Annotated in this window: 7 protein-coding genes; 4 read left to right on the top strand and 3 right to left on the bottom strand. The window is 62.7% G+C overall.

Annotated features, from left to right (window positions below):
• The first annotated feature begins 50 nt into the window (after nucleotides 1-50).
• From LVJ94_28550 to LVJ94_28540, 3 genes are all read left to right on the top strand, one after another.
• Nucleotides 51-356 carry a hypothetical protein gene (locus LVJ94_28550; GenBank protein ID WXB00860.1) on the top strand — a complete coding sequence of 102 codons (306 nt, stop codon included), beginning with the start codon at nucleotides 51-53 and terminating at the stop codon, nucleotides 354-356.
• A 564-nt stretch (nucleotides 357-920) separates the two neighbouring features.
• Complete coding sequence (locus LVJ94_28545) at nucleotides 921-8,237, top strand: hypothetical protein (protein WXB00859.1); 7,317 nt, start codon at nucleotides 921-923, stop codon at nucleotides 8,235-8,237.
• A gap of 344 nt (nucleotides 8,238-8,581) precedes the next feature.
• Nucleotides 8,582-9,508: a hypothetical protein gene (locus LVJ94_28540; protein WXB00858.1), complete on the top strand. Its 927-nt coding sequence runs from the start codon at nucleotides 8,582-8,584 to the stop codon at nucleotides 9,506-9,508.
• Between the two features lie 5 nt (nucleotides 9,509-9,513).
• On the opposite strand, the gene LVJ94_28535 is transcribed toward LVJ94_28540, so the two are convergent.
• Nucleotides 9,514-10,395 (bottom strand): glutamate ABC transporter substrate-binding protein, encoded by an 882-nt coding sequence (locus tag LVJ94_28535; protein ID WXB00857.1) that lies wholly within the window; start codon nucleotides 10,393-10,395, stop codon nucleotides 9,514-9,516.
• Between the two features lie 158 nt (nucleotides 10,396-10,553).
• Between LVJ94_28535 and LVJ94_28530 the strand changes: the two genes are divergently transcribed.
• Entirely contained in the window at nucleotides 10,554-11,207 is a 654-nt protein-coding gene (locus tag LVJ94_28530; protein ID WXB00856.1) for an FMN-binding negative transcriptional regulator, read from the top strand.
• Here LVJ94_28530 and LVJ94_28525 read toward each other — a convergent pair.
• Nucleotides 11,161-12,561 carry an amidase gene (locus tag LVJ94_28525; GenBank protein ID WXB00855.1) on the bottom strand — a complete coding sequence of 467 codons (1,401 nt, stop codon included), beginning with the start codon at nucleotides 12,559-12,561 and terminating at the stop codon, nucleotides 11,161-11,163. The genes LVJ94_28530 and LVJ94_28525 overlap by 47 nt on opposite strands.
• Nucleotides 12,486-13,898 carry an MFS transporter gene (locus LVJ94_28520; protein ID WXB00854.1) on the bottom strand — a complete coding sequence of 471 codons (1,413 nt, stop codon included), beginning with the start codon at nucleotides 13,896-13,898 and terminating at the stop codon, nucleotides 12,486-12,488. Before LVJ94_28520 ends, LVJ94_28525 begins: the two co-directional genes overlap by 76 nt.
• Nucleotides 13,899-13,907 lie beyond the last annotated feature (9 nt).

Raw genomic sequence — 13,907 nt, 5'->3', positions numbered from 1 at the left:
GTCATTCCAAAGCGGGCCTGATGTGCGGAATTCCATCATTCGAGGGGTCGATGCAGCATCTTTTAGTCATTGTGGCTCACGCGCGCTCCATTGCGCTGCTGGGAGTCGCGTTCTTTCTCACGGCGTGTAGTTCATCAGTCGCAGACGAGAATACGGGTATCGCCGAGTGTGATTCCTATGTTCACGCCCTATCTCGCTGTGCAAGCGTTGCCGGATCGACCGTCGCGTCCGAGCGAACCGCGATGGCCCGCCAGACCTTCGTCACGGCTTCAAAAGACAAAGACGACGCGGCGCGCGAGAAACTTGCTGCGCAGTGCCGCGCCGCAGAAGCACAACTTTCCCGCGCCTGCCGCTGAACGAGCGGACGGGCGCCAGCTCCTATTTTCGATACTTCTGGATGTGAGAATCCGATGAAAAAGACGCGTCGCCTTGCAACGTCGAAGGCTGCAGCCCGCCGATCCTTCACCTGGGAGCGTAGCCTCAAGGCGTTCATCTCCCTTGCATTGATTCCGATGCTCGTCCTCGGGCCAATGCCCCTGCGTGCCTTCGCCGAAGAGCGGTCCGCAAACTCAGAGGCGTCCGACGCGACGGAACCTCAGAGCACCAGCGCCGCATTGGCTGCAGATCCAGCGGCAGGTGGTGTGTCCGGTAACCCTCCTTTTCAGGGCCCGACCTCGGTGGATTCGGCCGAGGGAAGCGCCGGTCAGGCAAGCGTCGACCCATCAACGGGTGCGTCGAGTGCATCGATTACGTTTCATCTGCCTAGGGCGCGCGGTCAAGCGCAGCCCAGTCTCGGTGTTGCCTACAGTTCTTCAGGAGGAAACACCGAGGTAGGTTATTCATGGTCCCTCAATGTTCCGCGCATTGAGCGCGAGAATCGAGGTGGTGGGCCGCGGTACGATGATAGTGACCGCCTTCGCATGAACGGGGCGGAGCTCGTCAAAATTTGTACGGTCGGAGAATGCTCTGGGCTCCTCGACGGTGAGCGGCTACCCGACAGCATCGAGAGTGGCAGTAGCTATTTCCGTACCCGCGTCGACAACGGGACGCGATATTTTCTCTCCAAGAACGGCCGGACCTTTTTCGCCTTCGAGAAGTCCGGGGTGGTGGCCGAATTCGGCGTGCCAACAGATGATTCGGCCGATTTGGGCGGAGTGGATCTTGGCCCCGGTGGCGACCCGCAAACCGCCCCCGTGTTTCGTTGGAACTTAACGAGGCTGTGGAGCCACGGCCACGCGAACGTGGTCGTCTATCGGTGGCGGAAGTTCGACGACAGTGTCGATCATCGAAATTACCTGGTCGACATCTTCGACACGCCGCGCGCCGCGTCCGGGACGGCCGCCGGGCCGATTGGGCCGGACCAATTCGCGCACCATACCCGCCTCCACTACGATCGGGTTGCCGAGGATAGGTTCCCTGGTGCAGTCATCTGGCACGCTCGCCCTGGCTACCACCTCGCAAGGGTGGATGTCTCGAGCGCCGACTACACGGGTTCGGGCGGCCCACGCCATTTGGTCCGTCGTTACGCCTTGGAATACTACACGCCGGGCACCTACGCGCAACAAGCGCGGAGGCTGCTGAAGCGCGTGCATCTCATTGGAGCGTGCCCCAACACCTACGAAGATGGCAATTATGACCTCCCTGAATCGGGACTCTGTGCCACCCAGGAGCGCGACATCGCCGGGATGACGTACACGGGAGTGGGGGCGTTCGATACGCATCCGAGTGCGAACGGCAAGACGGTGCGATTCGATCATTCGTTCTATCCGGAAAAAACGAAGATTGGCTTCATTGATGTCGGCGGCACGAACAGCGCCAGTGTGTATTCATACGGACTCCAAGTCGAGCCCGTCGTCGAGTATGGGTTTCCGGGCGGTCCTTCTCGGTACAAGCAAGGAGGCGCGGTCCATTTGGAAAATGGCAACCTCGGAGCGACGCCCTCTCGTATTTTGGATAGAGGCGTGCAAGGCGGCTGGAACAACGACGGCATAATGAATTTTCTGTGGTTGGGCACGGGAGATGATGCTCGCCGCTATATGTTCTACTCGTGGAAGTTCGATTTCGCGACCAACGAGTTTCGCTTTGTCGGGGGGCCGGTTCAAACACTGACGAACTCTGCTTGGCCCGTTCCTTTGCCTCCACCGCTCGAAGATCGGGGATACATCCGTGAGGACCGGACGGCTCCCGTCGACATCGATGCGGACGGCAATCCGGATTATCGCTCGACCATCATTCTTCAGGCATCGGAGTTCGACCATAGCAAGAAGGCTAAGAGTCAGGACTGTTACTTCTTTTCGACGCGAGATGCCGCCGGCAACATCGTGCCGTATTCTCGTCAGTTGGATAATGCCAAATGTATTCCTGACGGAGATTCTGACGTCCACGAACCTCAGCGCTACGATGCAAATTACGATGCAGACTTCAATGGTGACGGGATCCCTGACCGAATCCGAGTTCGCTGGAAAAATCGTGTTCCAGATATAGAGCACCCTATCTTTGATCAACACTGGACCGTCGAATTCGGGGTCGGCAACGGTGCGTACGAGGCGGCTCGCCCGATCGACGGCGGGCTCACCGACACCTATCCAGGGAACATCACGAACTTCATCGCAGATCTGAACTCGGACGGTATTGCCGATCGTGTCGATCTGCGAAACGCAAACTACGGTGGTGCGGCAGATCCAAATCCGGGCATCGATATTTTCTTGGGGGATGGCTGGCGGTGGAATCCAGTCGCCCACCTGAGCCCCGGAGATCCCGACATCCCCAACTGGGCGACCATCTATCCGACTCCGGGTGGCGTGCAGGCGTACCATCAGCCGATGCAGCTCCACTTCACCAGCCAACTTCTCAATGGCTTGGTGAGAATGCAGGTTACGACGCAAACTTCGGAGCAATATCAAAATATCGCCCCCGTAGATTTTATAGATACCGCTCCCGACAATGGAGCACGCCCTGGGTTGCTCGCCACAATCACCAATGGGCTCGGGGCGACGACTTGGCTGCGATACGAGGTCGTTTCAAATGTACCCGGCGCAGTTCATCGCGTGAAGAACATCAGGGTTACCGCTGGGGCGACGAAAGAATCGGGCGGACCCTACGTCACCAGTTACGAGTACGACGAGCCCGTTTACGACTACGTGGAGCATCAGCTTCGCGGTTTCCGCAAGGTTCGCACGACGTCAGGTGACGCGGCGGATCCCAAGCGTGTGATCACGGACACGCGTTACTTGATTGGAAGCTGCCAGAACCAGGGCCGAGAGATTCCATGCGCCCCCGCCGTGGACAATCCGAGCATGGTCGTGCGCAATCTCCCGGTCTTGGTCGATCGACTGGACGCGAATGGCGTGCATTTGTCGACGAGCCATCAGCAGTACCAGATGAATAAGCTCTACGATGGCGTCGATGGCCGCAAGGTGCGGCAGCTTTACGTCAGCCAGAGCGACACGTGGACCTTCAACACGGCGAACTTCGTTGCGGACGGTGGTCCCACGGACTTCGTGGATCTGGTGTCGGACGACGGATTGGCACTTTTTGGACACGACACAATCGCCTCACACTCCAACGCAGTTCATACGCGCACGACGCAGGAAATGGATCGCTTCGGCAATCCGACGATTCAGACGGATTACGGCGTATTGGAATCCTTCGATCCAATCATCGCAAAGGATTCCACCATTGTTAGTGACAAGGTGTGGACACTGCAGCCTGGCGACACAAGCCATTGGATCTGGCGCCCGAAGGATACTTACGTCCGGGAGTCCATTGGCGCGCCAAGTTTGAGGCACTCGAGCTTCGAGTACGACAATTTCGGCCAAGTGCTGAAGACGTACGCGGACCTGAGCGGAACGTTGCCCCTGCAGCGGTTTCACGAGGAGCCTGACGGGGTTGTTGCGCCGCCACCTGCGGACGCCTCTCAAAATGGCGACCATCAGCTCCACTCCGAAGTCGTGTATGACGACTTCGGCAACCCCGTCCGCGTGAAGAACGCAAAGGGAACGCGCTGCGCGGACACGATTTTCGATGCGCCATTCGCGCAGCTCTCCGTGGCGCACAAGGCGTACAAACACGGCTGCGGAGGCGACGCGCTGACAACGTCGACCATGTACGACCGCGGTTTGGAGGTGTCGACATCGACGACGACCCCGACGGGGGCCACGTCGACCGTAGAATATGATGGCTTCGGGCGTCCTCTCCGGATCTACAAGGCCAACGTAACCCTTGGGTCATTGCCGCAGAGCGTGCCGTCGTCGCGGTTTACCTACGTCGATGCGCCAAGCGGCCCGTACCAGCTTGTCCGGGCGGAGGTCCGGGACGACGATGACGACAAGGGCGGTTCGCCGCGGTATCGAAGTGCCTGGACGTTTACGGATGCCTATGGCCAGATCATCGCGACATTCTCGGAGGCCGATACTTCGGCAGGCGATGAGCAGCCCTACATCATCCGCGGCAGAGTCGAACGCGACGGCCGTGGGTTCGTGGTGCGCGCCTACCAGCCCTACTTCAGCAGCGAATCGCCCACGGTCGGCGTTCCGCCTGCAGTGCCGGCTTCGGTCGCGTCCCGGGTTGCCGTCCATGACGCCTTCGGCCGGGTGACGGACACTTTTGGGTTGGAAGGAGAGCCGACCAGCAAAACGCTCTACTTCGCGCTATCGGAGGACACGTTCGACGCGGGGGATCTGGCGCAAGGGGCCACATCCTATCCCGCGCGAACGATTCGAGATGGGCATGGACGTTCAACTGCTTCGGTACAAACTACGAATCAAAACGGGACGACGGATTCCATCTCGACGCGCGTGACCTATGCGGCCACGGGCGACGTGAAGAAGGTTCAGCGCACGCACAGCGCGGGTAGCGATGTCTATACGCGCGAAATGGCCTACGACTCGTGGGGTCGCCTCGTGCAAACCGCCGAACCAAACACCTCGACGGGCTTCGGGACAACCAGCTTGAAGACGTGGCGTTACGCGTACAACGATTCGAACGAGATCGTTGGTACGAGTGATGCTCGGGGTTGCGGCAAGAACGTCCAATGGGACGGTCTCGGTCGAATGCTTTCGGAGACCTACTCTCCGTGCCTATCGAGCCAGCACCCGTACGACGAGCACGCGACGAATCTGTACGTGTATGACGCGCCAGAGCAGGGCCAAGAAGGTGCGGGGAAGCCCGCCTTGTGGGCCGGCAAGCTCGCGGCGATCTACGATCGTGCGCAGCACTCACGGTTTACGTACGATGGGAGAGGGCGCACGATGGTGATCCAGCGCCAGCTCGCCGTTCCCGACCCCGATGGTCTCGTCTACGGCGGAGGGGGAGGCGTACCGTCCACGCCAGGAGGGGAGTACGCCCCGCACTGGTATCGGACAGCATTTTCGTACGACGAAGCGGACCGCGTGAGGGGGCATGCGGTCGGCGCGCGATCCGCGGAGGTGCCCGAACTTTACGGTGACCCGGTGGAGCGTGGGTGGCTCGTAAGCGCCGACATGATTGTGACCACGTACACCGCGCGCGGGCTCACGAAGACGGTCGGGACCAGCTACGGAGACCTGATTCTGGGCAAGAAGGTAGAACCTGACGGCTTCGTGCGCAGCGTCAAGTTTGGGGACACCTTGGGGGTTGTCCAGACGGAGGCGACCTTCGACCCGGATCCGCGACGGCGCCTTCAGCACACGGCGGTGAAGAACCAGAAGTCGACGCCAAAGGTCATTCAAGATTGGACGTTCGAGTACGACGCGATCGGCAATCCAACGCGAGTGACGGATGGCCGTAACGCTGCGGAGTGGCCTGACGGCGCAAAACCGGTGAGTCGCCAGTTGGGCTACGACGATTTGAGTCAGCTTCGACGCGTGGATTACAGTTACGCGACGTCCACGACGGACGACAAGCAGGTTTCCTCGTTCGAAGCGGAGAAGACGGGCGGGGACACTCGGCCGATTCCGGATGGGAACCAAGACAAACGCGTGAGGTGGCAAACCTACGACTTCGACTGGCAAGGCAACTTGACGAAGTCGGACGACGACGCGCACGCCTTTCACGACCGATCCATGGGAACCGCGACCTACGGGGGCGCGACGAACGGACCGAATCGTATCGCGTCGGCGGAGGGCGCGCGCGGGCGCGCGAACGCGAGCTATGATGGCGCGGGGAATTTGACGAAGCTTACGGTCACGAAACCGGGGCCGACCGGTGCGGCGTTGAACATCGCGTTTTCGTACCAATGGGACGAAGTTGGGCGCCTGGTTCGCGCGAAACGCGACCCCATCGTGGGCGTGAACGGCGACCGCGGCGCAGATTTTCACTACACGTACGACGCAGGCGGCGAACGGATCACGAAGTCCGTCGAGGACCCCGTCACCCGCGAGCGCACGTACACGAGCGAAATCTTCGCCACACTTCGACTGGAACACGCTCGCTTCCAAAATGGCGACTACGAACGCACGAAGGATACCGTCTCGGTGTATCTGATTGCCCGCGGCAATCCCCTTGCGCGCGTGATCTACGACGAGCGGTTGCCTCGAGGTCAGGTTGGTGGCGCTCAGCATGTCTTCTTCATGGTGACCGATCCAATGGGGTCAACGAGCGCGGTCATCGACAAGCGGACGGGCGAGCTCGTCGAGCGCACGACGTATCAGGCCTTCGGCCAAACCGAGAGCGATTACCGCCCAGAGCGATGGAAGGCTTATCGAGAGCACTACCGCTTTAGCGGCAAAGAGGATGACGTTGGCGTTGGGCTTACGTATTTCGGTTTCCGCTATTACGTGCCGGCTCTCGGTCAGTGGGCCAGCGCAGATCCGCTGACGGTGCATGCGCTCAAGAGCGACCTGAATCCGTATGCGTACGTTTTTGGCTCACCGCAGCGTCTTACAGATCTCGCCGGCTTGCTTGCACCGAACGACATCACGGTCACGAATGCGGGTACGGAGGGCGTGAGCTATTCGAGTGGTAGTGGATGGAGTGCGGGCTACGACCATGGCTCCTTCGTGTATTGCGGGGCGACTCCCGAGGACGGATGCGGAGAAGTCACCACGGTAAAAAATCCTGGGTTGTCGCCCGCAGCTACGACGCCGGAGGAACGCTCGCCGACGGCGATGGTCGAGCTCGGGGTTGCCTGGGCGAACTTTGCCCTCGAGGCCGAGCGGAGGTCCAATCTCGAGCCCAAGGGGTGGGGCGATACCGCAGTCCTCCTGGGCAAGGGAGCTTGGAACAGTGTCGCGAGCACCCCCTTCAACGCGATGAAGAACGATCCGATACTAGGGCGGGTGGCCGGCGACGCCATCAATGCTGTCCAGTCCGCGGTCACGTTCACGCCGCCCACCACGCCTTACGCGCAGTCCGACTTCGAGGCGGGAGAGTTCATTCCTACGGCGGTCGCTATCGTGGCGGGCGGACTCGGTGCGATCGCGGAAGCAGGGGCGGCAGGCGACGGGTTATCACTGATCGCTCGCGACGGGTGCTTCACTGAGGGGACGCTCGTGACAACATGCGATGGGAGCAAGCAGCCCATCGAGACGATTCGTCCGGGGGACTCGGTGCTCTCTTGGAACGAGACGACGGGATACACCGAATGCCGAGCCGTGGTGCGGACGACGGTGCGCGCCTCGCACGAGCTCGTTGATGTGCATCTCGAGAGCGCGAACGGCAGCCAGCGTGGACAAGTCGTGCACACGACGGCTGAGCATCCCTTTTTCGTGGAAGGGCGAGGGTGGACCGCAGCGGGGATGCTCGCAACCGGAGACGAAGTGCGCTCGAACGGCGGCGAGCCTCTTTTCGTAAAGCGTCCGGAGCGACCGGTGGGTACCGCGACTGTGTACAACTTCGAGGTAGCTGGCAACCACTCGTACTTCGTTGGCAGTGTGCAAGCTCTGGTGCATAACGTTTCTTGTGGAGCCGCGACAGAAGCACTAGATTGGTCGATCGTCAGCAGGTCGGGAGAGACTCGTGAAGCACACGTGGGTCTTCATGAGACAAACAATCTGCAGAAGGCGAGTCATGGCGTATTCCATGGCGATGCCGTTGCGGCCGTCAATGACGCCTGGAGCATCGGCCAAGAAATGGGGATTCAACCGGTCACGGTGAACGGAGCGGATATTCGGGTGATCCCGCGTCCAAATTCCGGTTGGTCTGGAGGTTTCTCCGGACAAGGGCAGAATCTCGATTCCGTCACGATCGTCACTAGGGCAGGTACCAACAAGATCATCACCGGCTTCCCCGGAAATGGGCTACCTGGACCACAGTTATGAACGACTACGCTGCCATAGGGACCTGCCCGATCTGTAGCCAGGGCAGATTGATCATCGCTCGGGAGAACGGGTCGCAGGCGTTGTATGTCCTGTGCGAGGAGTGCGAATCGGAGTGGGATTCGCCCGAGTCATCAAGAGCAATTGACGCAGCCACTCGCGACATGCATGGTGCATCAACGCTTCTGTTGCGGGAAGAATTGATGGACCATCCGTGGGAGAAGTTCCTCTGGTGACCGGGGGAAGTGAACGACACTCGAACAACCTATTCACCCACGATGGTCCACAACATCCTTACCGTTTGCCTATCAAAGGCACGCTTAGGCCGCACTGCATCGGCTACCCTTGTGACTCTCGCAGCGCTTGCAGCCACATTGCAGGGTTGCTCGAGTTCCGACGGTGCTGATGGATCGGGCGACGCCGACACCGCGATGTACACCATGGAGGAAGTCATCGCGGCGCTCCGTCCGGCCTATTGCGAGCCGTTGCGCGATTGTTGTCAGGTGGCAAACCACGAATACGATGCATCGCGGTGCCGCGCCCCGATAGCGTGGTGGTGGCCCGGAGCTCAGTCGGCGATTCCAGGCCTTTGGTACAAGGGCTCGGTCGTGCGCAAGTGCGTCGATGCGGTGCGGGCGCGCATGGCCCTATGCACGGACACCTTGGCATCGCCGGATGCGGCGGCGCATGCCGATTTGGCTGTTGCACTCGCGTGCACCAATTTGAACTATGGGCGTGCTACTCCGGGGCAATCGTGTGAGCACGACGACGACTGTGCCGATTCGGGGCCCGGAACGCACGCCCGCTGTCTAAGCCTGGAGGCCTCGCCGAGTCCGCAGAACCTCAAGTGCTACCTCACGAGGTGGGATCTCGCTCTGGGCGAGACGTGCGAGGGGCTTTCGAAGGACAAGGTCGACCGTCGTGTATGTGATCCTCTGGTCGGGTACTGCGCGCGGCCGGGGAATGCACCGACGGGGACCTGCAAGCCATTTTACGCTCTCGGTGAACCTTGCGACGGGGATCACTGCGCGTACGGTGGGTATTGCCATCCGCAAACGAAGGTGTGCACACGTCTGCCAGGCATCGGGGAAGCCTGTGACTATCGACACGCTTCGTGCAATGCAGATCTCACCTGCATCGACGCGGCGACGAATCGGTCGTGCGACGAGCTCGCGGGTGATTGCAAAGGCACGTGCAAGCGCACCTCCGATGTGGCACTCCACTTCGAGGTGTCGCGTGCGACGTGTACGTATGGTCCGGCTGGAGTCCCGTGAAATGGCTAATACCGCTCCACCGCAGGCGCCACGGCCGTCGAGCCCGAGAGCCCCAAGGTGCCATCGTAGATCTTTTTCCAACTGCCGTCCTTGATCGCCGCCTCCAGGATGTCGTTCACCGCATTACGAAAAGCGACGTCTTCCTTGCGGACGCCGACGCCGTATTTCTCTTGGCTGAAAGGCTGGCCGACGACCTTCATCTTGGCGGGCATTTGTGCGGCGAAGCCCTTGAGGATGGCGTCGTCGGTGGTCACCGCGTCGGTTTTCTGATCGAGCAATTGCGATACGCACTCGGAGGGGGCCTTGAACTCGGTGATGTTCGCATCGTCGGTCAACTTGAGGGACCGCACGCGCTGCAGCGGGGTGGAGCCCGTGGAGGCGCATACCCGCTTGCCCTGGAGGGAATCTTTCCCGGTGATGGACGACTCGCTCTTTCGGACCAAGAGATCTTGCCCTGCAATGAAGTACGGCCCGGCGAAGCCGACTTCGTTTTTGCGCTTGTCGGTAATCGAATAGGTGCCGATGTAATAATCGATTTCGCCGCCTTTGAGGGCTGTCTCGCGGTTCGTGGTGGGGATTTCGCGGTATTCGATTTTCGACGGCTCGATGCCCAGGCGGGCGGCGATGAGTTGGGCCATTTCCACGTCGAAGCCGCAGCGCTTTCCGTCGGCGTCTTTGTAGCCGAGGTTCGGCTCGTCGGCTTTCACGCCGACGATGACTTTGCCCGCCTGTCGAATCTTCTCGAAGGTGGGGCTGCCCTCCACCTTGACGCCGCTCGCTGCGGTCAGCTCGATGCCCGAGGTGACGCATTTGTCGCCGGTTCCGCCGGCGGTTCCGCCTTTGCTACAGGCGACGGTGACGAGTGCAACGGCCATAACCCATTTCATCGTGGTCCCCTCTTCGATAAATCGAGCGCCCGCTGGTGCTCGAGAACGTCGTCCCAAAGGCATCGGGCACATCCTACGAGCTTTGACCTACGGCCATTCGCACAAATGCACATGTACGCTCGCCCGCCGCCACCCTAAATGCGCGTCCACTCATGTACATGCCCGGCCATTTTCGCGAGGAGCGCACTCATGTGCTGCACGACACCATCGTGCGCATCGGCTTTGGCACGTTGGTGACGTACGGGTCGGACGGGCTCGTGGCGACGCACCTGCCGATTCACCTCGAGCCGAACGAGGGGCCGCTCGGGACCCTGTACGGTCACATCGCGCGCGCCAATACGCAGTGGAAGACGTCGGCGAAGGACATCGAGTCGCTGCTCTCCTTCACGGGGCCGCACGCCTACATTTCACCGTCGTTTTATCCGAGCAAGCGTGAAAACGGGCGCAAGGTACCAACCTGGAACTACATCGCGGTCCAGGCCTATGGCGCCATCGAGACCATCGAGGCGCCGGCGCCGCTCCTGGGCATCGTTACGCGGCTCACCGACAAGCACGAGGCCGGGCGGCCACACCCCTGGCGCGTCGATGACGCGCCACCGAAGTACATCGAGGGGCTCTTGCGTGCCATCGTGGGCATTCGCATGCCCATCGCGCGCATCGAGGGGAAGTGGAAGCTCGGGCAAAACTTGTCGCCGGCGGACTTCGAGGGGGCGGCGGCGGGGCTCGAGGCTTCCGACACCGAGCGCGAACGCGAGCTCGCCCGGATCATGCGCTCGCTGGCAGCTCCGGATGCCGGCGGTGCCAGGTCGTGACCCCCTGAAAGGCCACGCCGGCGCGGATCAGGGTCGACTCGTCCATCGCCCGACCCACCAGCTGAAAGGCGAGGGGCATCCCACCCGCGGTGAAGCCGCCGGGCAAGGTCAAGGCGGGGTGCCCGGTCATGTCGAACGGGCACGTGTAGCGAAGCATGCGCCGCACGAGGTCGGGTTGCTCTCCGAGCGCGCGCATCGTGGCCAACGTCGGCGGCGCGAGGGGATGCACGGGTAGGAGCAGCAGATCGAGCGCGTCGAAGGTCGCGTCGACGAGGCCGCGGAAGCGCATCCGGCGCAGCAGAATCTTTTGGTACTCGGTGCCGGACAGCGCGCGGCCGTCCTCGAGGACCTGCGCGAGCACGGGGCCGTACTCGCTCTTGCGCGCAGGGTAACTGGCCTCGTGGGCGACCGCGGCCTCCACCGCGCAGAGCGGGAACCAGTCAGCGATGGCTTGCGTCACATCGGGAAAGCGCACGCGAACGATGTCCGCGCCCAGCGCGCCGAAGGCCTCCATGGCACCCACCAGCATGGCCCTCGTCTCGGGGGCGACGTCGTCGGTCCAGGCTTCGTCGATGCCGATGCGCAGGCCCTGCACACCGCGCGAGGCGCCCTCGAGGTAGTCCGGTACCGGTTCGCGGCGCGCGGTGGGATCCTTCGGATCATTGCCCGCGATCGCTTGGAGCATCACGCCCGCATCGGCGGCGCTGCGGGCGATCGGTCCGATGTGGTCCAGCGAAGCGGCCAGCTCCATCACGCCGTATCGGCTCACGCGACCCCATGTCGGCTTCAAACCGGTCACGCCGTTGGCGGCGCACGGAAAGCGGATCGACCCGCCCGTGTCGGAGCCGAGTGCGCCATGACAGAGCCCCGCCGCCGTGGCCACGCCCGAGCCGCTGGAGGACATGCCGGGCCACGCCTCGGCATCCCAGGGATTCTTCGGCGGCGCGATCGACGCGTGATGATCCGAGTACGCGCCCTCGGTGAGCTGCAGCTTGCCCAGGAGCACGGCGCCGCCCTCTTTGAGACGCCGCACCACGGTCGCGTCTTCCGTGGGACGGTGGCCGGCGTGGATGGCCATGCCCCCCGCGGTGGGGATGCCCTCGGTCCAACAGAGGTCTTTCACGGCGATGGGCACCCCGTGCAGCGGTCCGCGGTATCGGCCTGCGGCGATTTCCGCATCGGCCGCCCTGGCCTGGGCCAGCGCCATGTCCGCCGTCACGTGCGCGTAGCTGCAGAGCGCTCCGTCCAACGCGGCGATGCGCTCCAGTTGCGCACGCGTTACATCGAGCGACGAGACTTCGCGGGCGCGGAGGTGGGACGCGAGCTCCATGAGCTCGAGAAAGTGCGTATCCATGATCGATCTCCTTGTGAGAATGCCGTGAGTACCGCTGTAAAAAGGACCACCACCCAGGCGCGCCGAAGCCCGCCCAAGCCCGCACCGGGGTCGGTGCCCAGCACCGAGACGAGAACGGCCACGCCGAAGGCCGACCCGAGCTGCCGCGCCATCGTCAACACCGCCGAGGCCGACGCGAGCTCCTCGCGGGGCACGGCATCGGCGGTGGCGAAGAGCGTCGGCTGAAGGAGCCCGTTGGCGATGCCCCAGAGGAGCAGGCTCGGAAGAAGCACGAGCGTGTACGCCGGTGAGGTGCGCGCCATGGCCAGCGGCCACGCGGCGGCCATGGCGAAGATGAGCGCGCCGGTGAAGACGACGTTGCGCGGGCCGAGGCGCCCGGCAATGCGCCCGGCGAACGGCGACACGATGCTTGCGGTCATGGGGCCCGGTGCAATCGCGAGCGCGGCGCGAAGCACCGAGAAATGCCAGGCATCGGTGAGCAGCAACGTGGAGCCTAGGAGCATCCCGGAGAAGCCCACGTAGTATGCGAAGATGCCGCACGCCCCGCTGCGGAAGCGTTGCACGCCGAAGAGCGCGGGGGAGACGATGGGCTCGGGGTGCCGTCGAACGTGCACCACGAAGCCCACCGCGAGAAGGAGCCCCGCACCCAGCGCAGACCACGTGCGCCACGGGGGCCACTCCCGAGCCTCGACCAAGGCCGTGCAACCGAGCCCCATCGCGAGGGAGATCAGGATCGCGCCGAACCCATCGATGCGCCGCCGGACGCGCGCATCGCCGCCGGGCAAGCAAAGCGCCCCGAGGATGGCCGCCACGACGACGAGCGGGACGTTGATTAGGAAGATCCAGCGCCAGCTCAGGGTCATGAGCAAGCCCCCGAGCACCGGACCGCTGCTCGCCGCGACCGCGCCCACGGCGGCCCAGATGCCCACGGCCATGCTGCGCTGCTGCGAGGGGAAGGCCGACAGCACGAACCCGAGCGACGTGGGCATGAGCATGGCCGCCGCCATCGCCTTGACGGCGCGCGCGGCAATGAGCACGGAGAGCGCAGGCGCGAGCGCACACCCCAGCGATGCGACACCGAAGAGCACCAGGCCCGCGAGAAAGCAGGTGCGCCGGCCGATGCCATCGGCGAGGCGCCCCGCGGGGATGAGGAATGCCGCCAGCAGGATGGCGTACACGTTCAGGATCCACGACACATCCGAGAGCGTGGTTGGCGCGAAGGCCCGTTCGAGCTCCGGGTAGGCGATGCTCACCACCCAAAGGTCGAGAACGGTGAGGAAGTTCGCCCCCGAGGCGACCGCCAGCACCAACCAAGGCTTGCCTTGGAGTCGATTCATGGTGGGGAC

It is taken from the genome of Sorangiineae bacterium MSr11367 (assembly GCA_037157805.1).
GTDB classification, from domain to species: Bacteria; Myxococcota_A; Polyangia; order Polyangiales; family Polyangiaceae; genus Pendulispora; species Pendulispora rubella.
The sequence above is the reverse complement of the archived record's forward strand: the minus strand, read 5'-3'. Positions and strand labels throughout refer to the sequence as shown.